The following is a 23992-nucleotide window of genomic DNA, read 5'->3' as shown; positions in this document are numbered from 1 at the left end:
CGGTCTGCGCACGCCATCGCGCAGACCGGGGCGACCGGGCCGTCGTCATGGCTCCGAACGCGCTGGCGCATGGCTCCGAAGGCGCTGGCGCCGACGCATTCGTTCCAACGCGCATGCGTCTGGTTGCAGGTTGGAACGATCGCGTCGGCATGCGGCCGGCGCCTGCCCGTTGTCTCCGCGCCGTCCTATCGTGGCGCGTGCTGATACAAACCAGTCCAGGCCTGCACCTTGTAACGCGGACCCACGATAGTAAGGACACACCAATGGCACAGTCAACCATCTCCATCACACTCAATGGCGAAGCGAAGGAGGTGGATGCGAGCCAGACCGGCGTGGAGCTCTTCGCGGACGACAAGAACATCATCGCCGTGCGCCTCAACGGCGAACCGCGCGATCTGTATACGCCGCTGCACGACGGGGACGCCGTGGAGCCCATCGCGCTGGACAGCGAGGACGGCCTTGCGATCATGCGCCACTCCGCCACGCACGTCATGGCCCAGGCCGTGCAGGAGATTTTCCCGAACGCCAAGCTCGGCGTCGGCCCGGTCATCAAGGACGGCTTCTACTACGACTTCGAGGTGGACAAGCCGTTCACCCCGGACGATCTCAAGGAGATCGAGAAGCGCATGCAGCGCATCGTCAAGGAGTCCCAGTCGTTCCGCCGCCGCGTGGTGACCGAGGACGAGGCCCTTGCCGAGGAGGCCGACCAGCCGTTCAAGATCGAGCTGATCAAGGACAAGGAAGCGCATCTCGATCCGGCCGCCGCCACCGAGATCGCCGAGAAGGAGCTCAGCTTCTACGACAACGTCAACCGCAACGGCGACGTGGTGTGGAAGGACCTGTGCCGCGGACCGCACCTGCCCAACACCCGCTTCATCAAGGCGTTCAAGATCGAGCGCTCGGCCGCCGCCTACTGGCGCGGCAGCGAGAAGAACCCGATGCTGCAGCGCATCTACGGCACCGCGTTCGCCACCAAGGAGGACCTCAAGGCCTACCAGACCCGTCTTGAGGAGGCCGCCAAGCGCGACCACCGCAAGCTCGGCGCCGAGATGGACCTGTTCTCCTTCCCGGACGAGATCGGCCCCGGCCTGGCGGTGTTCCATCCCAAGGGCGCTGCCGTGATCAACGCGATGGAGGACTACTCCCGCGAGCAGCACCGCAAGCACCACTACAGCTTCGTGCAGACCCCGCACATCACCAAGGGCGGCCTGTACGAGACCTCCGGCCACCTGCACTGGTACAAGGACGGCATGTACCCGCCCATGCACCTCGACGAGGAGTACGACGAGAACGGCAACGTCACCAAGCCCGGCTTCGACTACTACCTCAAGCCGATGAACTGCCCGATGCACAACCTGATCTTCAAGGCCCGCCAGCGCTCCTACAAGGAGCTGCCGCTGCGCCTGTTCGAGTTCGGCACCGTGTACCGCTACGAGAAGTCCGGCGAGGTCCACGGCCTGACCCGCGTGCGCGGCCTGACGCAGGACGATTCCCACATCTACTGCACCCGCGAGCAGATGAAGGACGAGCTGAAGAACCTGCTGACCTTCGTGCTCAAGCTGCTCAAGGACTTCGGCCTGTCCGACTTCTACCTCGAGCTGTCCACCAAGGACGAGCACAAGTACGTCGGAAGCGACGAGATCTGGGAGGAGGCCACCAACACGCTGGCCGAGGTCGCCAAGGAGTCCGGCCTGAACCTCGTGGCCGATCCGGGCGGCGCCGCGTTCTACGGCCCGAAGATCTCCGTGCAGGCCCGCGACGCGATCGGCCGCACCTGGCAGGTCTCGACCATCCAGCTCGACTTCAACCTGCCCGAGCGCTTCCAGCTCGAGTACATCGCGGCCGACGGCACCCACCAGCGTCCGGTGATGATCCACCGCGCGCTGTTCGGCTCCATCGAGCGCTTCTTCGCCGTGCTGCTCGAGCACTACGCCGGCGCGTTCCCGGCGTGGCTCGCCCCGGTGCAGGTGCTCGGCATCCCGGTCTCCGACGACGTGTCCGACCATCTGGCCGGCTTCGTCAAGTCGCTGGAGGACGAGATGGTCCGCTGCGAGATCGACTACTCCGACGACCGCTTCGGCAAGAAGATCCGCAACGCCTCCAAGTCGAAGGTGCCGTTCATCCTGATCGTCGGCGATGAGGATGCCTCCAAGAACGCGGTGAGCTTCCGCTTCCGCGACGGCAGCCAGCTCAACGGCGTGCCGGTGGACGAGGCTAAGGCCGACATCCTCACGGTGATCAGGAAGCGCGTCCAGGTCAACTCCGTGGACGACTTCAAGGCCGCGCTGGCCGACTGATCCCGTCCGTCGGCGCCCGTCGCGTGACGCGGCGACGTCGTCTTGCGCATTTCGGAAGGGCTTCCGCATCCGTGCGGGAGCCCTTCTCCCGTATGAGGCCGGCGCGGCGCCGGGGCGGGGGAGACGAGTAGTGTTGTGTCCGCAGACATATCACCGTCAGTCGGATCCAAGGAGCGTCACATGAGCGAAACCCATTCCGGTACGAACGTACGTATCGACGATCCAGCCGCGTTCCCGCCGCAGGAGGACACCGTGGAGCGCCTCTGGACGCCGCAGCGCATGACCTACGTGCTGCGCAACGCCGACGACCGCCCCACCAGACCCAAGGCGAAGGAGTGCCCGTTCTGCGCAGGACCCCGCAAGTCCGACGAGGACGGCCTGATCACGTGGCGAGGCACGCACGTGTTCGCGATCATGAACCTGTACCCGTACAACGTGGGGCACCTCATGATCTGCCCATACCGCCATGTGGGGTTCGTCACCGAGCTCGACGACGCGGAGCTGTTCGAGTTCGAGAAGGCCACCACGCTCGCCATGAAGGTCATGGAGGACGTCTCGCACCCCGACGGCTACAACATCGGCATCAACCAGGGCGAGGTGGCCGGCGCCGGCGTGGCGGCGCACCTGCACCAGCACGTGGTGCCGCGCTGGAACGGCGACGCGAACTTCATGCCGATCGTCGCGCAGACCCGCACGATGCCGATCCTGTTGTCCGATCAGCGTGCCGCGTATGCCGAGGCGTTCGCGCGCCTCGCGCCGGCCCTCTCCCTGCCGCTGGCGTGACGGAGCGGGCGAACCCGCCGAGGCCGGACCGCCGGTAACCCGACATGCGCGCCGCCGGTGTCGGGCGGCGCCTCCGGGAACGGCCCGCGGCACTGCTATGGTGTGAGACGTGCTAGAGAAACTGCGTGCCCCATGGAAGAGACTCATCGCCCCCATCGCCCGTCTGTTGGTGCGGATGGGCGTCACCGCCGACGCGGTGACGATCGCCGGGGCCGTGGGCACGGTGGTCGTGGGAATCGCCGCGGGCCTGACCGGATGGCTGCTGCCCGGCGCGATCGCGCTGACCGTGCTGGTCGTCTTCGACTCCCTCGACGGTTCGGTGGCCGCCCTGACCACCGGCGGCACCAGATTCGGCGCGTTCCTCGACTCCACGCTCGACCGCATCGCCGACTGGGCGGTACTCGCGGGCGTCATCATCTACTTCCTGCGCGAGATCGTCGACCACGCCGCGGCCGGCGGGACATCGCCGCATCTCGTGGCGTGGATCGGCGTCGGATGCGCCCTGTTCTCCGTCATGACCTCGTTCGTCACCTCCTATGCCCGCGCCCGCGCCGAATCGGTGGGCTTCGAGGCGAAGAACGGCGTGGCCACCCGCTCCGACAGGCTCGCCATCATCCTGGTGAGCATGGCGCTGAGCGGCATCACCGGCGAACCGGCATGGCTCATGGCGTTCATGGCGGTGCTCGCGGTGCTGGGCACCATCACGGTCTGGCAGCGCATCGCCACGGTCCGCGACCAGATGAACGGGGCGGCCGCCCCGCTGACGCCGCCGGCCCCTCCCTCGTCCTCCTCCCGGTCCGGCGCCGTACGACCCCGCAGGGCGAGCAGCGGTGCTTGACGGAGTTCTGGTCCGGGCGGCGAAACATGCGCGTCTGATCCCCGAGCCGCTGCTGCGCGGGCTGTTCCTCGCCGCGGCGGACGCCGCATGGCTGCTGCGCGTCGGGGGCGAGCGACAGCTGGAATCCAACCTCGCCCACGTGCTCGGCGGCTCGGGCGCCCGCCCGGTTCCCCGCCGCGTCCTGCGCAGGACCGCGCGGGCGGGCATGCGCTCCTACTTCGCGTACTTCGCCGAGGCGATGACCGTCGGAGCGAGGAGCGACGACCAGCTGCGTGCCCGGATCCGCGGCGACGGCGAAGGGCTGGCGCCACTCGTCGCGCTGACCCGCGGCGGCGCGGGCTCGGCTCCCATCGCCATGGGCCACCAAGGGAACTGGGACTATGCGGGCTTCTGGGCGCAGTTCGACGTGGCGCCGGTCACCACCGTGGCGGAGCGCCTGAGCGACGAGCGGCTGCTGCGCACGTTCGTGGACATCCGCGAACGACTGGGCATGCGCATCCTCCTGACCGGCGGACCGGGACTGACGGACCGCCTCGCCGAGGCGCTGGGACGCCCGCACGTACTCGTGCCGCTGCTCGCCGACCGCGACCTGAGCCGGCGCGGCGTGTTCGTCCGGGCGTTCGGATCCGTGATCCGCGTGGCCGCGGGCCCCGCGGTGCTGGCGCTGGAGACCGGCAGCCCGCTGTACGTGGTCACGATGCGCAGGGAACGGCTGCGCGGCGCGCGCCGCCGCCGCGCCGGGACGCCGTACGGCTACGTGTGCGAGGTCCGCGGCCCGATCGACGTGGCGCCGTACCTCGCCATGGGACGGGACGAGGCCGTGCGCGCGCTCAGCCAGGCGTGGGTCGATCTGTGGGCGCCGGGAATCGCCGCCCACCCCGAGGACTGGCACATGCTGCAGCCGATCTTCCTCGACGACCTCGACGCCGACCGTCTGCGCGACGTCCCGGACGACGTCGCCGCGACGGCGGGACGCGTCCGGGGCGACGCCGACGCCGTGGAAGGGACGGCGGACAAGGAGGATCGGACCGCCGAAGGAGGGAAAGGACGTGCGGATGACCATGACGGGGCATGAGACGGGGAACCATGAGGAGACGGACGCCGTCCGCGGACCGGACCCGTTCCACGGGCGGAAGCTGCGGATCGGCATCGTCAGCCCGTACTCCTTCGAGACGCCGGGCGGCGTGCAGTTCCACATCCGAGACTTCGCGGAGGAGCTCATCGCGCGGGGACATGACGTCAAGGTGCTGGCTCCCGGACGCCGCACCGCGGACATGCCGCTGTGGGTCCACACCACCGGCACGTCGTTCGCCATCCCGTACAACGGCTCCCTCGCGCGCCTGAGCTACTTCGGCTTCGTGGGGCCGCGCACGCGCATGTGGGTGCGGCAGGGACGCTTCGACGTCCTGCACCTGCACGAGCCCGAGTCGCCGAGCCTGAGCCACAAGCCGCTGATCGTGTGGTTCTCCCCGTGCCCCTACGTGGCGACCTTCCACTCGGCGTTCGACGAGTACCCGCGGGCGCTGCGGTTCTTCGAACGGTACCTGCGGTTCTATCTGGGCAACCTGCGCGAGGCGATCTGCGTGAGCGGCGCCGCGCTGGACACCGCGCGCCACTACCTGCCGGAGGACATCCCCACGTCGATCATCCCCAACGGCATCCGATGCGACCGCTTCGCCTCGGCGCTTCCCGACCCGCGGTGGCAGGGCACGGCCGAGGCCCCGACCGTGGGATTCCTGGGGCGCATGGGGGAGGAGCGCAAGGGGTTCGCCGTGTTCGCGCGCGCCGCCGCCTCGCTGCTCGAGCGCAGACCCGGGATCCGGTTCCTGTGCGCCGGCGACGGCGAGGACGCGGGGCGCGCCGTGCTGCGCGGCATCGACCCGCGGCTCGAGGACCGGTTCGAGTTTCTGGGACGCGTCAGCGACGCCGACAAGGCGCGGTTCTATCGGTCGCTCGACGCGTACGTGGCCCCGCAGACGGGCGGGGAGAGCTTCGGGATCGTGCTGGCGGAGGCGATGGCCGCCGGATGCCCCGTGGTCGCCTCCGATCTGCGCGCCTTCCGGGACGTGAGCGCCGACGGCAGGTACGCGGCGCTGTTCCGCACCGCGGACGCCGACGACTGCGCCCGCGCCCTCGCGCGGCTGCTCGACGACGGGGAGGAGCGCCGGCGCATCGCGCGGGCCGGACTGCGGCGCTCCCGCGAATACGACTGGGGCGTGGTGACGGACCGGGTGCTCGAGGTGTACGCACGGGCATTGTCAAAGCGCACGCCTACAATCTGACGCGTTTGCAAGTAATTCCGACTTCGCTAGGAGCACTATGTCCGGTCATTCCAAGTGGGCGACTACCAAGAACAAGAAGGCCGCTATCGACGCCAAGCGCGGCAAGCTGTTCGCCAAGCTGATCAAGAACATCGAGATCGCGGCCCGCATGGGCGGCGGCGACCCCGCCGGCAACCCGTCCCTGTACGACGCCATCTACAAGGCCAAGAAGGCCTCCATGCCCGCCGACAACATCAAGCGCGCCGTCAAGCGCGGCTCCGGTGAGGAAGCGGGCGGCGTCAACTACGAGGACATCGTGTACGAGGGCTACGCCCCCGCCGGCGTGGGCCTCATCATCGAGTGCCTGACCGACAACCGCAACCGCGCGGCCGCCGAGGTCCGTTCCACCCTGACCAAGGGCGGCGGCTCGCTGGCCACCTCCGGCTCCGTGTCCTTCAACTTCGAGCGCAAGGGCCAGATCGTCGTCCCGTCCGAGGGCGTGGACTTCGACGACCTGTTCGAGAAGGCCGCCGAGGCCGGCGCCGAGGACGTGACCGACGACGGCGACGTCTACACCGTGGTCACCGACCCCTCCGACCTGCACACCGTGCGCAAGGCCCTCGAGGACGCCGGCATCGACTTCGACTCCGCCGATTCCGTGATGGCCCCGAAGAACGAGGTCGAGCTGAGCCTCGACGACGCGCGCAAGGTCTCCAAGCTCATCGACAACCTCGACGATCTGGACGACGTGCAGAACATCTACGCCAACTGGACCGCCTCCGACGAGGTCATGGAACAGCTCGACGCGGAGTGACATCGCGTGATCATACTTGGCGTTGACCCCGGGCTCACCCGCTGCGGGGTCGGCGTGGTGGAAGCCGGCGCATACCGCCGGCTTTCGTTTATCCACGTGGACGTGGTGCGGTCCGACCCGCACGCCTCGCAGGACCTGCGCCTCAAGACGATCTACGACGGCCTGTGCGCCAAGATGGACCGGTTCATCCCCGACGTGGTCTCCATCGAGCGCGTGTTCGCGCAGGAGAACCGGAACACCGTGCTCGGCACCGCGCAGGCGGCCGGCATGGCCATGCTCGCCGCCGCCCAGCGCGGCATCCCCGTGGCGCTGCACACGCCCACCGAGGCCAAGCTCGCCATCACCGGCAACGGCATGGCGCAGAAGGTGCAGGTGGAGCGCATGGTGGCCCGCATCCTGGGACTCAACACGCTGCCCAAGCCGGCCGACGCCGCCGACGCGCTGGCGCAGGCCATCTGCCACGCGCTGCGTCCGGCCGGCGCGCTGCAGGGAGGGGAGCGCGAGGAGCATCTGACCGAGGCGCAGCGCCAGTGGGCCGAGGCGACGCAGCGGGCCGTCAAGGCGCAGCACCGCAGGAACGTCGACCGCGGCATGTAGTCTGTCGAACATACGTTCTATCTGGAAGGAGAGACGCATGATCGGCATGCTCAACGGCGTCGTCATGGACGTCGGCGCGGACGTCGCCGTCATCGACGTGGGCGGCATCGGGTTCGAGGCTCGCATGACGTCCACGGATCTGGCATCCATGCACTCGGGGCAGCAGGTGCGCGTGCATACGTCCCTCAGCGTCTCCCAGGACGCGCTGACGCTGTACGCGTTCCTGTCGCGGACGTCGCGCACCCTGTTCGCACAGCTGCAGAAGGTCAGCGGCATCGGTCCCAAGGTGGCGCTCTCCCTGCTGTCCACGCTCACGCCCAAGCAGCTCGCGCAGGCCGTGGCGGACGGGGACAGCGCCGCGCTGTCCCGCGCCCCGGGGCTGGGCCGGAAGGGCGCGCAGAAGATCATCCTCGAGCTCGCCGGCACCATCAACATGGACGAGGTGGCCGCGGGACGCTCCGCCGCACGCGCCCAGGATCCCGCTCTGCTGCAGTGCGTGCAGGGCCTCGTCTCGCTCGGCTGGCAGCAGCGCGACGCCGAGTCCGCCGTGGCCGGCGTCTGCGAGGAGGAGGGCATCGCGACGCCGCTGGGCGAGGACGACGTGCCCCGCGTGCTCAGGCTCGCGCTGGCGTCGCTGGACAGGGGAAGGTGATCCATGGCTTTCGACGAAACGATCATGCCGGGCTCCCAGCGCAACACCGGCGCGCGCGAGGATTCGCTGCGCATGGTGGCGGCCACCGCCACCGGCGAGGAATCGGTGAGCGACGAGGAGCTGCGTCCCGCGGCGCTGGCCTCGTTCATTGGCCAGCCCCGACTCAAGGCCCAGCTGCAGCTGTTCCTCGACGCCGCGCGCAAGCGCGACGTGCCGCCGGACCACATCCTGCTGGCGGGCCCTCCGGGCCTCGGCAAGACCACGTTGGCGATGATCGTCGCCAACGAGCTCGGCGTGCCGATCCGCGTCACGTCCGGCCCGGCCATCCAGCACGCCGGCGACCTCGCGTCGGTGCTCAGCTCGCTGGAGACGGGCGAGGTGCTGTTCATCGACGAGATCCACCGTCTGCCGCGCGCCGCCGAGGAGCTGCTCTACATCGCCATGGAGGACTTCCGCGTGGACGTGATGGTCGGCAAGGGGCCGGGCGCCACGTCCATCCCGCTCACCCTGCCGCGGTTCACCGTCATCGGCGCCACCACGCGCGAGGGCATGCTGCCCTCGCCGCTGCGCGCGCGGTTCGGCTTCACCGCGCATCTCGACTACTACCCGCACGGGGAACTGGAGAAGCTGGTCGAGCGCTCCGCCGTGGTGCTCGGGCTCGCGCTGTCCGAGGGAGCGAGCGAGCAGCTGGCGCTGCGCTCGCGCGGCACGCCGCGCATCGCGAACCGTCTCCTGCGCCGCGTGCGCGACTGGGCCATCGTGCACGATCTCGACGTCGTCTCGGCCGGGGACGTGCAGGAGGCGCTGGCGCTGTACCAGATCGACGCCGAGGGGCTGGACCGTCTGGACATCGCCGTGCTCAACGCGATCGTGCGCAGCTTCAACGGCGGGCCCGTGGGACTGAACACCCTGGCCGCCATGGTCGGCGAGGAGTCGGAGACCGTCGAGACGGTGTGCGAGCCCTATCTGGTGCGCGAGGGCTTCCTCATGCGCACGCCCAAGGGGCGCGTGGCGACCAGGAAGGCTTGGGAACATTTGGGTTTGCAGCCCGGCGACGATGTCACCGCGGTGTTCTAGAATCCAGTGTCCGAGCGCCATGCGTACGGCATGGCTCGAATGAAGGAGAACCCGTAATGCCGTTTGATCCCTCGATGCTGTTCATGATCGTCATCCTCGTGCTGATGTTCGGCATGATGTGGTGGCAGTCCAAGAAGGCCAAGAAGCAGCAGGCCAAGGTCAACGACTTCCGCGAATCCCTCCAGCCCGGTACCGAGGTGGCCACCTATTCCGGCCTGCTCGGCAAGATCGTCGAGGTGGACCTCGAGAAGGAGCAGGCCGTGATCGATTCCGAGGGCTCCCGCTCCCGCTGGCGTCTCGCCGCGCTCACCGAGCCGCCCATCGTGCCGGCCTACATCCACGACGACGAGGTGGACGAGTACGGCAACCGTCTGGAGGACAAGGCCTCCGACGACGAGGCCCAGAAGCCTCTCGACGCCGAGGACGCCTCCGGCGACAAGACCGGCGAGCAGACCAAGTAGCATCATGAATTTCGCATGGGTCCGAGCGGCACGTCCGCTCGGACCCATCGCACACCACCGAACCACCACGCAAAAGGGGAAGCCATGTCCCAGCCATCGACCGATCTGACCATCGCCCAGCTTGACGTGATCGGCGCCGAGGACGCGCAGTACGTCGCCTCGCTCATCCGCACCACTCCCGACTTCCCCAAGCCGGGCATCCACTTCCGGGACTTCACGCCCATCATGACGGACGCCAGGGCCCTGCGCCTCATGCTCGTGGCGCTCGAGCGCACCCTGCCCGTGCCTGCGGACCAGATCGACCTCGTCGCCGGTCTCGAGGCGCGCGGCTTCCTCATGGGACCGGCCCTCGCCGCCCATCTGGGCAAGGGGTTCGTGCCGGTGCGCAAGGCCGGCAAGCTGCCGCCCGAGACGCTCAAGCAGTCCTACGCCCTCGAATACGGCACCGCCAGCATCGAGATCGAGACCGAGGCGGTGCGCGACGGCCAGCGCGTGCTCATCGTCGACGACCTCATCGCCACCGGAGGCACCGCGGCCGCCGCCGCGAAGCTCGTCGAGCTCGCGGGCGGCAAGGTCGCCGGCTTCAGCTTCGTCATGGAGCTGCAGGGCCTCGACGGCCGCGCGCAGCTGGGCGACTACCCGGTCACGGCGCTGACCGAGATGCCCGCCTGACGCCGTCCGGGACCGCCACGTCCAGCGGCGTCGTGACGCCATATGGACCGGCGTGCGCGCGTTCCCGCGCGACGTCCTATAGTGCCGTTTCGTCGCATCATCCGTTTCACCCTCATCAGGAAGAACACCAAGTCCATGGATCTTTACGAATATCAGGCCCGGCAGCTGCTTGAGGAGCAGGGCATCCCCACCCCTCAGGCCGTCTTCGCCGAGAACTCCCATGACGTGGCCGACGCGGCCGACCGCATCGGCTACCCCTGCGTCGTCAAGGCGCAGGTCAAGATCGGCCACCGCGGCCAGGCCGGCGGCGTGCTGGTCGCCAAGGACCAGAACGAAGCCATCCTCGACTCCGAGAGGATCCTGCCGATGACCATCCACGGGCACAAGGTGTCCGGTGTGCTGGTCGCCGAGGCGAAGAACATCCTGCATGAGTACTACGTGTCCATCTCCGTGGACCGCACGTCCCGCGACTACGATGTGCTCGCCACGGCGAACGGCGGCACCGAGGTCGAGGCCATCGCCAAGGAGCACCCCGAGTCGGTCAAGCGCCTGCACATCAGCGCGCTCGGCAACTTCGGCATCGAGGACGCCCGCAGGATGGCGGGGGAGATCGGCTTCTACCACGCCGACGTGGAGCAGGCCGCGCAGATCCTGCTCAAGATGTGGGAGGTCTTCAAGACCAACGACGCCACGCTGGTCGAGATCAACCCGCTCGCCAAGATCGGCGATCCGGACGACGAGTCGTCCAAGTCGCTGTGCGCGCTCGACGCGAAGATCTCGCTGGACGACAACGCCGCGTTCCGCCACGACGGGTGGAAGCGCTTCGAGGATCCGATCGTCCCGGACCCGTACGAGCAGAAGGCGCGCGAACGCGGCCTGCACTACGTGCACCTGCACGGCGAGGTCGGCGTGATCGGCAACGGCGCGGGACTCGTGATGAGCTCGCTCGACGCCGTGTCCGGCGCCGGAGAGGACCAGGGCACCGGCATCAAGCCCGCCAACTTCCTCGACATCGGCGGCGGGGCCTCGGCCGACGTGATGCGCGACAGCCTCAACATCGTGCTCGCCGACCCGCAGGTCGTCTCCGTGTTCGTCAACGTGTACGGCGGCATCACGTCGTGCGTGCAGGTCGCGCAGGGCATTCTGGACGCGCTCGACGAGATCAACACCGCCAAGCCCATCGTGGTCCGCTTCGACGGCAACGCCGCCGAGGAGGGCCTGAGGATCCTCCTGTCCGCGGACAATCCGCGCATCCACGTCGCCAAGACCATGGAGCAGGCGGCTCAGCAGGCGGCCAAGCTCGCCGCGGAACTGAAAGGTGAACGTTCATGACACTGTTCATTGACCACAACGCGCCCGTCATCGTGCAGGGCATCACCGGACATCAGGGCATGACCCACACCGCGCGCATGCTCAGGGCCGGCACCAACATCGTCGGCGGAGTCAACCCCCGCAAGGCCGGCACCGAGGTCGTCTATCCCGCCGCCCGCGGCGGCGAGGACGCCCACATCCCCGTGTACGCCACCTGCGCCGAGGCCAGGGCCGCCACCGGCGCGCAGGCCAGCGTCGTGTTCGTGCCGCCCCGCTTCGCCAAGGGCGCCGTCGTCGAGGCCATCGAGGCCGGCATCTCCCTCATCGTGGTTATCACCGAGGGCATCCCGGTGGCGGACACCGCCTACTGCGTCGCCCTCGCCCAGCGCCACGGCGTGCGCATCATCGGCCCCAACTGCCCGGGACTCATCACCCTGTCCGACGATCCGGCCAATCCGGGCGTCAACCTCGGCATCATCCCGGACGGCATCGTCCGCCGCGGACCGCTGGGGCTGGTCTCCAAGTCCGGCACCCTCACCTACCAGCTCATGGGGGAGCTGTCCGAGTACGGCTTCACCGCGTGTCTCGGCGTGGGCGGCGATCCGATCGTCGGCACCACGCTGCTCGAGGCCCTCCAGCAGTTCGAGGCCGATCCGGACACCAAGGCCGTCGTGATGATCGGCGAGATCGGCGGCAGCGCCGAACAGGAGGCCGCGGCATGGGCGCATGAGCACATGACCAAGCCCATCGTCGCCTACATCGCCGGCTTCACCGCCCCCGAGGGCAAGCAGATGGGCCATGCCGGCGCCATTGTCTCCGGCGGCAAGGGCACTGCGAAGGACAAGAAGGAGGCCCTCGAGGCCGTGGGCATCAAGGTCGGCAGGACCCCGGGCCAGACCGCGCAGTACATGCGCGAGGTCATGGCCAAGCTCGGGTGATCCATGCTTGGACGACTCAAGTCGTTCGGGGCGGGCATCGCGGTCGCGGTGCTCGCCATGGCCATCTACGCCGTCGCCCTGGGCTGCTTCATCGCCCTGCTGCTGCTGATCGTCTCCATGGAGGAGGGCGGCGCCACGCTGTCCAACGCGACCGTGCCGCTGACCGAGGCGATGATCCTGCTGTCGCAGGGTGTGGGGTTCACGACCGGTTCGGTGACGCTGACCATCGTCCCCCTGCTGCTCACCGTGATGCTCGTCGCGCTCATCGCCGTGCTCGCGGCGCGCATCGGCACCGGTCTGCCCGGATTCGTCTCGGGGGCCGCGGCGTGGGTTCTCATGAGCTGGTACGCCTCGCAGGGCGTGCAGGTGGGTCTGCTCGACGCTCCCGGCGCGCTCATGGGCAAGGCGCTGCTGGTCTTCGCCGTGGGCTACGGCCTCGTGGCGCTGCCGCATGCGGAACTCGCCGAGACCTTCCGCGGCAGGGTGTGGGACCCCATCTCGGTGCAGGTGCGCCGGACCATCATCTTCGGGTGCGTCGCCGCGGCGCTGATCGTCATGGCGCTCACGCTGGCGGGACTCGCCACGCTGGTCGCGTGGATCGTGATGGACTACGACGCCATGAACACGCTGTTCGCCATGACCGACATGGGTACCGGATCGCGCATCATGACCACGGTCGCCTCCCTCGCATGGCTGCCGAACCTCGTCATCTGGGCCCTGTCGTGGCTGATCGGCGCCGGGTTCAGCGTCGGCGACGCGGCGCAGTTCACCCTGTGGACGGGCCAGTCCACGGACCTGCCCCCGCTGCCGGTGTTCGGCCTGTTCCCGCAGCCCGTCCAGGACGGCACCGTGCGGCTCGCGCTCATGGCCGTGCCGTGCGTCGTGGGACTGGCGGTCGGCCTGCTCGTACTCGTCGGACGTCAGGGATTCGGCGTCGTCGCCCGGCTGCGCGCCGGTGGGGCGGAGCCCGGGATGAGGACCGCCGTGCCGCTGCTGGCATATCCGGCGGCGTCCTCGTGCCTCGCCGCGGCGCTCGTGTCGCTGTTCGCCACGCTGGCGTTCTCGCTGTCGAACGGGGCGCTCGGCACCGGGCGGCTCGCCCATGTGGGCGTGGACGTCGTCGCTTCGACGCGGGCGACGGGCCACGGCGTGGCTCTCGGCCTGCTGGCGGCGTGGCTGATGACGCTCGTCGGCGTCGCCTCGTACTTCGGGATCCGATGGGCCGCGGGGCGCATGCGCCGCGGCGCCGCGACGGCGGAGACCGCCGAAACGTCCGTCCCCGCCGACTCCGGTGACGGCTCCGGCTCCGAAGGCCGCGGGGAGGGCCGCGAGCCGGTCCGCGGAACGGCTCGCCGTCCGAGGGTCGCGTCTTCGCGCGAACCGTCTCCGCGCCCCGAGGAGTCGTGACCCGGGAGGAAGCCGCGTGACCCGCCCGTTGTTGCGGGCCGTCTCTACCATGGAACCATCGGGACGGGCAGCGGTCCGTTCCGCAACGCAGAAGGAGATTGCATGACCACCACGAACCGTCCGATCAAGCGCGCGCTGGTCTCGGTGTTCCACAAGGAGGGCATCGAGCGTCTGGCCGAGGCGTTCGTCGCCGCGGGCACCGACGTCGTGTCCACCGGATCCACCGCGAAGAGGCTTGCCGAGCTCGGCGTCAAGGTCACCGAGGTCTCGCAGGTCACCGGCTTCCCGGAGTGCCTCGACGGCCGCGTCAAGACCCTGCATCCGTACATCCACGCCGGCATCCTCGCCGACATGACCAACCCCGATCATGCCAAGCAGCTCGAGGAGTTCGGCATCAAGCCGTTCGACCTCGTGGTGGTGAACCTGTACCCGTTCGCCGACACCGTGCGCTCCGGCGCCTCCGAGGCGGACGTCATCGAGAAGATCGACATCGGCGGCCCGTCCATGGTGCGCGGCGCGGCCAAGAACCACGCCACGGTCGCCATCGTCACCGACCCGGCCGACTATGCACTGGTCGCCCGGCGCGTGGAGGACGGCACCGGCTTCTCGCTGGAGGAGCGCGAGTGGCTCGCCGCAAAGGCGTTCGCCCACACCGCCGCCTACGACGCGACGATCAACGAGTGGACCGCCAGGCACTGGCCCAAGCCGGCCTCCATCGAGGCGAGCGAATCCGAGGAGGAGCGCGCCGAGGAGACCGCCGAGGCCGACGCCAAGTTCCCGAAGCAGTTCACGCGCACGTGGGACAAGCAGCACATCCTGCGCTACGGCGAGAACTCGCACCAGCAGGCCGCGCTGTACGTCGACCCGCTCGACCAGACCGGCTTCGCGCACGCCGAGCAGCTCGGCGGCAAGCCGATGAGCTACAACAACTACGTGGACGCCGACGCCGCCTGGCGCACCGTGTGGGATCTCGCCCCCGCGATCGCCGTCGCCGTCGTCAAGCACAACAATCCGTGCGGCCTGGCCATCGGCGCCACCGCGGCCGAGGCGCACCGCAAGGCCCACGCCTGCGACCCGGTCAGCGCGTACGGCGGCGTGATCGCCTGCAACTCCACGGTGACGCTCGACATGGCCAACAGCGTGCGCCCGATCTTCACCGAGGTCATCGTGGCGCCTGACTACGAGCCCGAGGCGCTGGAGCTGCTGCAGACCAAGAAGAAGAACCTGCGCATCCTCAAGGTGGCCGAGCCGCCGAAGGGCCATGAGGCGATCCGCCAGATCGACGGCGGCCTGCTCGTGCAGGATACCGATCTCATCGACGCCTCCGGCGACGATCCGAACGCGTGGAGGCTCGTGTCCGGCGAGCCGGCCGACGCCGACACGCTCAGGGACCTCGTGTTCGCGTGGCGCGCGATCCGCTGCGTGAAGTCCAACGCCATCCTCATCGCGCACGATCAGGCGACCGTGGGCATCGGCATGGGCCAGGTCAACCGCGTCGACTCCTGCCATCTGGCCGTCGAGCGCGCCAACACGCTCGCGGACGGCCAGGACCGCGCCACGGGCGCCGTCGCCGCATCCGATGCGTTCTTCCCGTTCGCGGACGGCGCCGAGGTGCTCATCAACGCCGGCGTCAAGGCCATCGTGCAGCCCGGCGGCTCCATCCGCGACGAGGAGGTCATCGAGGCGGCGAAGAAGGCCGGCGTGACGATGTACCTCACCGGCATCCGCCACTTCTTCCACTGATCGGCGGACGGGCGCCGAAGGCGTCCGACGGGCATGGCAAAGGCCGGCGTGCGCGCACGCCGGCCTTTGCCATGCCCGCGCATGAGCGGTAGGGTAGCGGCATATGCGAGTCACGTGCATGCGCGCCCGAGCGCATGCGGTAGGGGAAAGGCGACGACATGGCATCCGACCATCCGTTCGTGTCCGAGGCGCACGAGGGCAATCCGCTGTTCGAGTGGGGGCTGCTGGCGGTCGTGGCGGTCGCCGCCGTCGTAGCTGCCGTCGGATACACGAGGGCCGCGACGGCGGTGCTCGCCGTCACGGCCCTCGTGTGCGGGCTGCTGCGCCTCGCGTTGCGTCGGCGCAGTCCCTTCAAGGTGCGATCAGTCGCGTTCGACGCCTTCATCAGCTTCGGGCTGGGCATCGGACTGGCCGTCCTCGACGTGTCCTTCGAATTCATGTACTGAATCGGCGGCCGGATCGTCCGTCTCCTCCGACGGGACGTCCATGTCGGCGGGCAGCGCGTCGTCGGCGCCGTCCGCGCGGACCGGAAGGGTGCCCTGCACCATCCCGTTGACGAGCATGGCGACCGCCACGATGGCGGCGGCGAACAGCGGCGCGATCCAGAACACCCACAGCTGGCTGAGCGGCTCGACGTCCAGTCCCTTGCCGTGCGCCAGCAGCGCGATGCCGGTGGCGTGCGCGGGGTTGAGCGACGCGCCGGTCACCGGGTAGGTGAACGACGCGGCCAGACCGTAGGCGAGCGCCGCCACCCAGGCATGCGCCTTGGACGCGGTGCCGTCGCGGCGCAGCGTGGCCACGGAGGCGCCCACCACGATCAGGCCGGCGACGAGCTCCACGACGACGGCCATGGTGGATCCGAAGGAGATGCCAGCGTTGGCGAGGGCGCCGCTGGAGCGGGATGCCTCGTCGAAGCCCTTGACGGCCATCGTGAGCCACGTGGAGGCGGGCACCGACTCGCTCACCGGCAGGATGAAGACGTAGAGCGCCGCCGCGGCGATGCCGCCGAGCACCTGGGCGACGACGTAGACGATGCCGTCGAGCCAGTGCGTCCTGGACGTGAGCATGGCGGCCACGGTGACCGCGGGGTTGAGCTGGGCGCCGGAGACCCGGCCCATCATGGCGGAGACGGCGCCGTAGGCGAGCGCGGTGACGGTGATGATCGGCATCAGGCCCGCGTACTGGTAGATCAGCTGGCTGAGCGTGTAGACGAGGAGGATGGGGAAGACCACCAGCGCGGTGCCGACGAACTCGGCCGCGAAGCGCATGGCGAGCCTGCCGGCGTCGACGCCCCGGCGGGGCGTCGACGTGGTGTACACCGGGCGGTCGTCGCCGTCGTGCGGCTCGAAGATCGTGGTCCGGTCGATGGTGGCCCGCTCGTCGCGGTCGTCGGCGCCGTGGCGCGTCTCTCCGCCGGCGGGGAACATGGAATCTGACATGTCGTTCCTTTGTTGGAATCGGTATTGGATGGACAAACGCCTCACAGTCTAGCAGTCGACCCTTTGTGCAATACTTATGTCTTTGGTGCCGAGGCACCGCATCATACGAATCATCAATCTGATCAGGCCACGTTGGGAGAACGATGCCACACCAGTATTCCCGCGCCAACGGCGCACAAGATTCCAAGAACAACGACGGCGAGCGCCTCCAGAAGATCCTGGCCCAGGCCGGATTCGGCTCGCGCCGCAAATGCGAACAGATCATCCTCGACGGCCGCGTGGAGGTGGACGGCGAGCTCGTCACCGAGCTCGGCACCCGCGTGGACATGTCCCGTCAGCAGGTGCGTGTGGACGGCTCGCGCATCCGCATCAACACCAACCACGTCACGCTCGCGCTGAACAAGCCGCGCCGCGTCCTGAGCGCCATGGAGGACCCGAAGGGCCGCTACACGCTGCGCGACATCATCGGCGACAAGTACGAGCGCGTGTTCCACATGGGCCGTCTCGACTATGATTCCGAGGGCCTGATCCTCATGACGGACGACGGCGAGCTGAGCCAGCACGTCATGCACCCCAAGTACGAGGTGGCCAAGACGTACGTCGCCACGGTGGAGGGCAAGCTGTCCGGCACGGTGGCGCGCCGTCTGGTCACGCAGGGCGTCAAGCTCGACGACGGCTGGATCAGGCTCGACCACTGCGCGATCCTCGATCAGAACCGCGAGCACACGCTGGTGAAGGTGACGCTGCATTCGGGCAAGAACCGCATCGTGCGCCGCATCTTCGGCTCCATCGGATTCCCGGTCACGCGCCTGGTGCGCACGCAGATCGGCCCGATCAAGCTGGGCGAGCTCAAGCCGGGCTCCTACCGCGTGCTGTCGCAGGTCGAGCTGCGCTCCCTGAGCAAGGAGGTCGGCCTGTGATCACGGTCGCCATCGACGGGCCCGCCGGCGTCGGCAAGTCCACCGTGTCGCGCGAGATCGCGCGCCGCTACGGCCTCGCCTACCTCGACACGGGCGCCATGTACCGCGCGTGCGCCTGGTGGTGCCTGAGGCGGGGCGTCGACCTGGACGCCGCGTCCCCCGACGAGCAGCGCATCATCACCGAGGTGGGCGCGTTCTTCACCGACGACCACTTCGACATCGCCGTGGCGCCGGACGCGCCCGGCGTGTTCTGCGACGGCGAGGACATCTCCGAGGCGATCCGATCGGCCGAGGTGTCGTCGCACGTCTCCGTGGTCTCGGGCGTCCTTCCCGTGCGCAGCATCCTCATCGCCGCGCAGCGCGCGTACATCGCGCGCGAGTCCGCGGCCGACTCGTACTCCGAGGGCGCGGGCATCGTGGCCGAGGGCCGCGACATCACCACCGTGGTGGCGCCCGAGGCCGAGGTGCGCGTGCTGCTCACCGCCCGCGAGGAGGTGCGCGCCGCCCGCCGCGCCGGACAGGCCTCGTCCGAGGCCGGCGTGGGCGCCGACGACGTGGCGAAGCGCGACGCGCAGGACTCGAAGGTCACGAACTTCACCTCTGCGGCGGACGGCGTGATCACGCTCGACAACTCCGACATGACGCTCGACGAGACCGTCGCGACGATGTGCCGCATCGTCGAGGACGCCATGGAGGAGCAGGCGTACGAGCGGTACGCCGCCAACCTCGAGGGCTACGATCTGGACGAGGCCGACGAGGCGCTCATCGAGGGGCGCGGCGACTTCGGCTCCGACGAGGCCGACGCCACGCGCAACGTGGGCGTGCTGGCCGTGGTGGGCCGTCCGAACGTGGGCAAGTCCACGCTGGTCAACCGCATCCTGCGCCGCCGCGCCGCCGTGGTGGAGGACACTCCGGGCGTGACGCGCGACCGCATCAGCTACGACGCGGAATGGGCCGGACAGGACTTCAAGCTCGTCGACACCGGCGGCTGGGAGACCGACGTGGAGGGCATCGACTCCGCGATCGCCAACCAGGCCGAGGTGGCCGTGCGCCTGGCCGACGCGGTGCTGCTCGTGGTGGACGGCCAGGTGGGCCTGACCGCCAGTGACGAGCGCATCGTGAGGATGCTGCGCGCCAGCGGCAAGCCGGTCACGCTGGCTGTGAACAAGGTCGACGACGGCGCGAGCGAGTACCTCGCCGCCGAGTTCTGGAAGCTGGGCCTGGGCGAGCCGTACCCGATCTCCGCCATGCACGGGCGCGGCGTGGGCGACCTGCTCGACGAGGCGATGAGGAAGCTCGACGCCGCCGACAGGCGCTCCGGCACGCTCACGCCGACCGGCCTGCGCCGCGTGGCGCTCATCGGCCGCCCGAACGTCGGCAAGTCGTCGCTGCTCAACCAGCTGGCGCGCGAGGAGCGCGCCGTGGTCAACGATCTGGCGGGCACGACGCGCGACCCGGTCGACGAGATCATCGACATCGACGGCGAGGACTGGCTGTTCATCGACACCGCCGGCATCAAGCGCCGACTGCACAAGCTCTCGGGCGCCGAATACTACTCATCGCTGCGCACCACCGCCGCGCTCGAGCGCGCCGAGCTGGCCCTCGTGCTGTTCGACGCCTCCCAGCCCGTCTCCGATCAGGACCTCAAGGTCATGAGTCAGGCCGTGGACGCGGGCCGCGCCATCGTGCTGGTGTTCAACAAGTGGGACGCCATGGACGAGTTCGACAAGCAGCGCCTCGAACGCCTGTGGAAGACCGAGTTCGAACGCGTCACGTGGGCGCAGCGCGTCAACCTGTCGGCCAAGACCGGCTGGCACACGAACCGTCTGGCGAACGCGATGCGCCAGGCGCTCGAGTCGTGGGACCAGCGCGTGCCCACCGGCAAGCTCAACGCATTCCTCGGCCGCATCCAGAGCGAGCATCCGCATCCGCTCAGGGGCGGCAAGCAGCCGCGCATCCTGTTCGCCACGCAGGCGTCGAACCGTCCTCCGCGCTTCGTGATCTTCGCGACCGGCTTCCTCGAGCACGGCTACCGCCGGTTCCTCGAGCGCTCGCTGCGCGAGGAGTTCGGCTTCGAGGGCACGCCGATCCAGATCTCGGTGAACATCCGCGAGAAGAAGAAGCGCCGGTAGCGGCGTCGTACGTGGCGGCCCGCGCGCGATGCCTGCCGACGATGCAGGCTGGGCGTGCGGGTCGCGGTACGGGTCGATGCACCCCGACATACGTGCCGAAATACGGGCCGAAACGGACGAAATCCGCGATTCCAAGTACCAAACCCCCGCCGGGGCGTCCATTTGGCGCTTGGAATCGCGGATTTCGTCCTTTTGAGCCCGGTATGTGCGGCGTTCCGTCCGGTATGTGCGCGTCCGGCGGAGCGCTTGGGCGCGGTGCGGGCTCAGGGCGGATGCGGCGTGGACGCGGCGACACGATACGGCAGAACGTCAAAAACTACGTAGTCATCGGCTACAATCGGCGTGACGGATTACCGACCCCTCGAAGAAGAAGGTGACTTCACGTGGACGTGTCCCTGACGACGTTCCTCCAGCAGGTGCTTTCCAGCCCCGCACTGGCGATCACGACATTGCTGACGCTGGGCGTGATCTTCGTCAACGGCTGGACCGACGCGCCCAACGCCATCGCCACCTGCGTGACCACGCGGTGCATGCGGGTGCGTCCCGCGGTCGTCATGGCGGCCGTGTTCAACTTCCTCGGCGTGCTCATCATGACGCAGCTCAACGCGTCGGTGGCCTCCACGATCAGCAACATGGTCGACTTCGGCGGAGACACGAACGCGGCGCTCATCGCCCTGTGCGCGGCGCTGTTCTCCATCGTGGTCTATTCCGTGGGCGCGTCGCTGCTCGGCATCCCCACGTCGGAGAGCCACAGCCTCATCGCCGGCCTGTCCGGCGCGGCCATCGCCATCCAGGGCGGCATCGGCGGCATCAACATGGGGGAGTGGGTCAAGGTCCTGTACGGTCTGGCCGCGAGCCTGCTGATCGGCTTCGCCATGGGCTGGATCGTGTGCAAGGCGGTGACGCTCGTGTGCGCCGGGTTCGACCGCAGGCGCACCAACGGGTTCTTCCAGTACGCGCAGATCGCCGGCGCCGCCTGCATGAGCTTCATGCACGGCGCGCAGGACGGCCAGAAGTTCATCGGCGTGCTGTTCCTGGGAATGGCGTTCTGCAACGGCCAGTCCAGCGTGGCCGGCGTGGTCATCCCCGTGTGGCTCATGCTGCTGTGCAGCGTCATCATGGGCGTGGGCACGTCCGTGGGCGGCGAGCGCATCATCAAGTCCGTGGGGCAGGACATGGTGCATCTCGAGAAGTACCAGGGCTTCTCCGCCGACCTGTCCAGCGCCCTGTGCCTGCTCGTCATGACGGTGCTCGGCATCCCCGTGTCCACCACGCACACCAAGACCAGCGCCATCATGGGCGTCGGCGCCGTGCGACGCCTGTCCGCCATCAACTTCGGCGTGGTGCGCGACATGATGCTCACCTGGGTGTTCACGTTCCCCGGCTGCGGCATCATCAGCTACGCCATGGCCAGGCTGTGCATGCTCGTGTTCTAGCCGCCGCAGAGAAGAAAGGAAACCCAACCCATGGCACGAAAGAACGACGCCTTCTACTTCGACGGGTTCAGGGACAGCGCCGAGCACGCCCTGCGCGCCGCCCGCCTGCTGTCCGAGGTCATGCACGACTACGACCCGTCGCGCCTGCGCGAGCGCATGGACGAGATGCACCACATCGAGCAGGCCGCCGACGAGGTGCGCCACCGTCTGATGGACGAGCTGGTGACGGCCTTCATCACGCCGTTCGAACGCGAGGACATCGCGCAGCTGAGCAGCACGCTGGACGACGTGACGGACCGCATCGAGGGCGTCCTGCTGCGCCTCTACTACGACAACGTGACCGACATGCGCCCCGACGCGCTGCAGCTCGTGGACATGATGACCCGGTCCTGCGAGCGCATGGTGCGGCTCATCGAGGAGCTGCCGAGGTTCAAGCACTCCAGGACGCTGCGCGAGCACGTCTTCGAGATCAACAAGACCGAGGAGGACGCCGACCGCCTGTTCGTGGAGGCGATGCGCGCCCTGCACACCGGCTGCGACGACCCGCTGCAGGTCTTCGCCTGGCATGAGGTGTATGCGCACCTGGAGCGCTGCACCGACGACTGCGAGCATGTGGCAGACGTGGTCGACGGCGTCGTCATGAAGAACAGCTGACCGGCCCGGCCGGGTTCCGGCGGGACATGCGCCGCGCGTCTTCGTGGTACCCCTGTTGATACCATGGAGGGCGGTGCATTCCGGGGCCGGGCGCGTCCCGCCGGAACGCCGAGCCATGTTTGCCGCCGACACGAAGGAGCGTCATGACCCAGCCAGCCCAGATCCATGAGGACATCCTGAAACCGGGTGCCGTCAGGGTGCGGCGAGGCAAGCAGCGGCTCGTCGAGCTCACCCATTCGTCCACCAGGGCCACCATGCTCATGGTGGGCGCGGCCCTGCTGGCGTTCGTCATCGAGAACACGCCGGCGCTGCCGTACTTCAGCGAGCTGTGGCATTCCGTGCATCTCGCGTTCGGCGTGGGCGGCCTGGACGTGACGATCAGCCTCGAGCACTTCATCAACGACTTCCTCATGGCGCTGTTCTTCCTCATGGTCGGACTGGAGATCAAGCACGAGATCCGGGCGGGGGAGCTGACCGAGCCGCGCAAGGCGGTGCTGCCCATCGTGGCCGCCGCGGGAGGCGCGCTGATGCCGGCGCTCGTCTACCTGGCCATCAACGCGTGGGGGCCGTACGCGGGCGGCTGGGGCGTGCCCATGGCGAACGACATCGCCTTCTGCCTGGGCCTGCTGGCGCTGCTGGGCCGCCGCGTCCCGGCGGGACTGCGCGCCTACCTGTCCACGCTCACCATCGCGGACGACATGATCGCCATCGGCGTGATCGCCCTGTTCTACACGCAGGACCTCAGCCTTCCCTGGCTGCTGGCCGCCTGCGTGCCGCTGGCGCTGCTCGTCGCGCTCAACCGCTGTCACGTCTACGACCTGACGCCGTACCTCGTGGTGGGGTTCGCGCTGTGGGTGTGCGTGCTGTTCTCCGGCGTGCACGCCACGCTGGCGGGCGTGCTGCTGGCGCTGACCATCCCCGCCCGCTCGGAGATCGAGCTGGACCGCGTGGGCCGCTGGTTCGCCAGCCACGGCGGCTCCATCGAGAGCCGCTACGATCCGGGCGAGCCTGACGTGGCGCAGAAGGAGTACCTGCGCGAGGTGTATTCGATCCGCCGCGTCTCCAGCGCGTCCATCCCGCCCACCATCCGTCTGGAGAAGGCGCTGCACACGTTCGTCTACTTCGTGGTGCTGCCCCTGTTCGCGTTCTCGAACGCGGGCGTGGTGCTCACCGGCATGTCGTTCGGACAGATCGTCACGAGCCCGGTGGCCATCGGCGTGTTCCTGGGCCTGCTGGTGGGCAAACCGGCCGGCATCTTCCTCGCCACGTGGATCACCGTGAGGACCGGCGTTTCGAAGCTGCCCACGGGCGTGGAATGGGGACACATCGTGGGCGTGTCCGTGCTGGGCGGCGTGGGCTTCACGATGGCGATCTTCGTCACGAACCTCTCGTTCGCGGACCTGCAGATCGCCGCCGTGGCCAAGACAGCCATCCTCGCCGCGTCCATCGTCGCCGGACTCATCGGCTTCATGATCCTGCGCCGCGAGGCGCTCAACGCCGACGTGCCATCGGCCGAGCCGGCCGCCCCCGAGACGGAGTCCCAGACCTCCGCCTGACGCC

22 protein-coding genes are annotated in these 23992 nt (G+C 68.8%); 21 read left to right on the top strand and 1 reads right to left on the bottom strand.

All coding sequences use genetic code 11. From position 1 onward, the window contains the following. Positions 1-263 precede the first annotated feature (263 nt). The 16 genes from thrS (at position 264) to G1C96_RS01665 (ending at position 16297) form a co-directional block, all read left to right on the top strand. Positions 264-2297 carry a threonine--tRNA ligase gene (gene thrS, locus G1C96_RS01740; protein ID WP_169274918.1) on the top strand — a complete coding sequence of 678 codons (2034 nt, stop codon included), beginning with the start codon at positions 264-266 and terminating at the stop codon, positions 2295-2297. Between the two features lie 180 nt (positions 2298-2477). After that, complete coding sequence (locus G1C96_RS01735) at positions 2478-3080, top strand: HIT family protein (RefSeq protein ID WP_169274917.1); 603 nt, start codon at positions 2478-2480, stop codon at positions 3078-3080. A gap of 109 nt (positions 3081-3189) precedes the next feature. Beyond that, positions 3190-3918: a CDP-alcohol phosphatidyltransferase family protein gene (locus G1C96_RS01730; protein ID WP_335341900.1), complete on the top strand. Its 729-nt coding sequence runs from the start codon at positions 3190-3192 to the stop codon at positions 3916-3918. Then, entirely contained in the window at positions 3911-4993 is a 1083-nt protein-coding gene (locus tag G1C96_RS01725) for a phosphatidylinositol mannoside acyltransferase (RefSeq protein WP_169274916.1), read from the top strand. The genes G1C96_RS01730 and G1C96_RS01725 overlap by 8 nt, the downstream gene beginning before the upstream one ends. Further along, complete coding sequence (locus G1C96_RS01720) at positions 4980-6200, top strand: glycosyltransferase family 4 protein (RefSeq protein ID WP_417852156.1); 1221 nt, start codon at positions 4980-4982, stop codon at positions 6198-6200. The genes G1C96_RS01725 and G1C96_RS01720 overlap by 14 nt, the downstream gene beginning before the upstream one ends. Positions 6201-6237: 37 nt before the next feature. Further along, positions 6238-6993, top strand: coding sequence for a YebC/PmpR family DNA-binding transcriptional regulator (locus G1C96_RS01715; RefSeq protein WP_169274914.1), 756 nt, complete (start codon positions 6238-6240; stop codon positions 6991-6993). A gap of 6 nt (positions 6994-6999) precedes the next feature. After that, positions 7000-7590 carry a crossover junction endodeoxyribonuclease RuvC gene (ruvC, locus tag G1C96_RS01710; protein ID WP_169274913.1) on the top strand — a complete coding sequence of 197 codons (591 nt, stop codon included), beginning with the start codon at positions 7000-7002 and terminating at the stop codon, positions 7588-7590. Between the two features lie 37 nt (positions 7591-7627). Then, positions 7628-8242 carry a Holliday junction branch migration protein RuvA gene (gene ruvA / locus G1C96_RS01705; protein WP_169274912.1) on the top strand — a complete coding sequence of 205 codons (615 nt, stop codon included), beginning with the start codon at positions 7628-7630 and terminating at the stop codon, positions 8240-8242. 3 nt (positions 8243-8245) lie between these two features. Then, entirely contained in the window at positions 8246-9319 is a 1074-nt protein-coding gene (gene ruvB / locus G1C96_RS01700; RefSeq protein WP_240945042.1) for a Holliday junction branch migration DNA helicase RuvB, read from the top strand. 56 nt (positions 9320-9375) lie between these two features. Continuing rightward, positions 9376-9780 (top strand): preprotein translocase subunit YajC, encoded by a 405-nt coding sequence (locus tag G1C96_RS01695; RefSeq protein WP_169274911.1) that lies wholly within the window; start codon positions 9376-9378, stop codon positions 9778-9780. An 84-nt stretch (positions 9781-9864) separates the two neighbouring features. Further along, positions 9865-10452: an adenine phosphoribosyltransferase gene (locus G1C96_RS01690; RefSeq protein WP_169274910.1), complete on the top strand. Its 588-nt coding sequence runs from the start codon at positions 9865-9867 to the stop codon at positions 10450-10452. Positions 10453-10587: 135 nt separating this feature from the next. Then, positions 10588-11784 (top strand): ADP-forming succinate--CoA ligase subunit beta, encoded by a 1197-nt coding sequence (gene sucC, locus G1C96_RS01685; protein WP_169274909.1) that lies wholly within the window; start codon positions 10588-10590, stop codon positions 11782-11784. Continuing rightward, positions 11781-12701 (top strand): succinate--CoA ligase subunit alpha, encoded by a 921-nt coding sequence (sucD, locus tag G1C96_RS01680; protein ID WP_169274908.1) that lies wholly within the window; start codon positions 11781-11783, stop codon positions 12699-12701. The genes sucC and sucD overlap by 4 nt, the downstream gene beginning before the upstream one ends. Positions 12702-12704: 3 nt before the next feature. After that, entirely contained in the window at positions 12705-14108 is a 1404-nt protein-coding gene (locus tag G1C96_RS01675) for a cell division protein PerM (RefSeq protein WP_169274907.1), read from the top strand. Between the two features lie 102 nt (positions 14109-14210). After that, positions 14211-15851, top strand: a complete 1641-nt coding sequence (gene purH, locus G1C96_RS01670) for a bifunctional phosphoribosylaminoimidazolecarboxamide formyltransferase/IMP cyclohydrolase (protein ID WP_169274906.1) — start codon at positions 14211-14213, stop codon at positions 15849-15851. 158 nt (positions 15852-16009) lie between these two features. After that, complete coding sequence (locus tag G1C96_RS01665; protein ID WP_169274905.1) at positions 16010-16297, top strand: DUF3017 domain-containing protein; 288 nt, start codon at positions 16010-16012, stop codon at positions 16295-16297. On the opposite strand, the gene G1C96_RS01660 is transcribed toward G1C96_RS01665, so the two are convergent. Beyond that, on the bottom strand, positions 16214-17290 hold the full coding sequence (locus tag G1C96_RS01660; protein ID WP_169274904.1) for an MIP/aquaporin family protein: 1077 nt from the start codon (positions 17288-17290) through the stop codon (positions 16214-16216). The genes G1C96_RS01665 and G1C96_RS01660 overlap by 84 nt on opposite strands. A gap of 143 nt (positions 17291-17433) precedes the next feature. On the opposite strand from G1C96_RS01660, the gene G1C96_RS01655 reads away from it, so the two are divergent. From G1C96_RS01655 to nhaA, 5 genes are all read left to right on the top strand, one after another. Further along, positions 17434-18210 (top strand): pseudouridine synthase, encoded by a 777-nt coding sequence (locus tag G1C96_RS01655; RefSeq protein WP_169274903.1) that lies wholly within the window; start codon positions 17434-17436, stop codon positions 18208-18210. After that, positions 18207-20342 carry a bifunctional cytidylate kinase/GTPase Der gene (der, locus tag G1C96_RS01650; protein ID WP_169274902.1) on the top strand — a complete coding sequence of 712 codons (2136 nt, stop codon included), beginning with the start codon at positions 18207-18209 and terminating at the stop codon, positions 20340-20342. The genes G1C96_RS01655 and der overlap by 4 nt, the downstream gene beginning before the upstream one ends. Positions 20343-20725: 383 nt before the next feature. Continuing rightward, positions 20726-21778, top strand: coding sequence for an inorganic phosphate transporter (locus G1C96_RS01645; protein WP_169274901.1), 1053 nt, complete (start codon positions 20726-20728; stop codon positions 21776-21778). A 30-nt stretch (positions 21779-21808) separates the two neighbouring features. Next, positions 21809-22432, top strand: a complete 624-nt coding sequence (locus tag G1C96_RS01640; protein WP_169274900.1) for a DUF47 domain-containing protein — start codon at positions 21809-21811, stop codon at positions 22430-22432. A gap of 143 nt (positions 22433-22575) precedes the next feature. Continuing rightward, positions 22576-23988, top strand: coding sequence for a Na+/H+ antiporter NhaA (gene nhaA, locus G1C96_RS01635; protein WP_169274899.1), 1413 nt, complete (start codon positions 22576-22578; stop codon positions 23986-23988). Positions 23989-23992 lie beyond the last annotated feature (4 nt).

Origin of the sequence: Bifidobacterium moraviense, assembly GCF_012932365.1 — a bacterium.
Lineage (GTDB): Bacteria > Actinomycetota > Actinomycetes > Actinomycetales > Bifidobacteriaceae > Bifidobacterium > Bifidobacterium moraviense.
Note: the sequence above shows the minus strand (reverse complement) of the source record. Positions and strands in the feature narration are given on the sequence as shown.

Excerpts from the sequence above, each read along its gene's own strand:
- nhaA (WP_169274899.1), top strand. The coding sequence starts at position 22,576 with ATGACCCAGCCAGCCCAGATCCATGAGGACATCCTGAAACCGGGTGCC.
- G1C96_RS01665 (WP_169274905.1), top strand. The coding sequence starts at position 16,010 with ATGGCATCCGACCATCCGTTCGTGTCCGAGGCGCACGAGGGCAATCCG.
- G1C96_RS01655 (WP_169274903.1), top strand. The coding sequence starts at position 17,434 with ATGCCACACCAGTATTCCCGCGCCAACGGCGCACAAGATTCCAAGAAC.
- ruvB (WP_240945042.1), top strand. The coding sequence starts at position 8,246 with ATGGCTTTCGACGAAACGATCATGCCGGGCTCCCAGCGCAACACCGGC.
- G1C96_RS01675 (WP_169274907.1), top strand. The coding sequence starts at position 12,705 with ATGCTTGGACGACTCAAGTCGTTCGGGGCGGGCATCGCGGTCGCGGTG.
- G1C96_RS01735 (WP_169274917.1), top strand. The coding sequence starts at position 2,478 with ATGAGCGAAACCCATTCCGGTACGAACGTACGTATCGACGATCCAGCC.
- thrS (WP_169274918.1), top strand. The coding sequence starts at position 264 with ATGGCACAGTCAACCATCTCCATCACACTCAATGGCGAAGCGAAGGAG.
- sucC (WP_169274909.1), top strand. The coding sequence starts at position 10,588 with ATGGATCTTTACGAATATCAGGCCCGGCAGCTGCTTGAGGAGCAGGGC.
- G1C96_RS01720 (WP_417852156.1), top strand. The coding sequence starts at position 4,980 with ATGACGGGGCATGAGACGGGGAACCATGAGGAGACGGACGCCGTCCGC.
- G1C96_RS01695 (WP_169274911.1), top strand. The coding sequence starts at position 9,376 with ATGCCGTTTGATCCCTCGATGCTGTTCATGATCGTCATCCTCGTGCTG.
- G1C96_RS01715 (WP_169274914.1), top strand. The coding sequence starts at position 6,238 with ATGTCCGGTCATTCCAAGTGGGCGACTACCAAGAACAAGAAGGCCGCT.
- G1C96_RS01690 (WP_169274910.1), top strand. The coding sequence starts at position 9,865 with ATGTCCCAGCCATCGACCGATCTGACCATCGCCCAGCTTGACGTGATC.
- G1C96_RS01640 (WP_169274900.1), top strand. The coding sequence starts at position 21,809 with ATGGCACGAAAGAACGACGCCTTCTACTTCGACGGGTTCAGGGACAGC.
- sucD (WP_169274908.1), top strand. The coding sequence starts at position 11,781 with ATGACACTGTTCATTGACCACAACGCGCCCGTCATCGTGCAGGGCATC.
- ruvA (WP_169274912.1), top strand. The coding sequence starts at position 7,628 with ATGATCGGCATGCTCAACGGCGTCGTCATGGACGTCGGCGCGGACGTC.
- purH (WP_169274906.1), top strand. The coding sequence starts at position 14,211 with ATGACCACCACGAACCGTCCGATCAAGCGCGCGCTGGTCTCGGTGTTC.
- G1C96_RS01660 (WP_169274904.1), bottom strand. The coding sequence starts at position 17,290 with ATGTCAGATTCCATGTTCCCCGCCGGCGGAGAGACGCGCCACGGCGCC.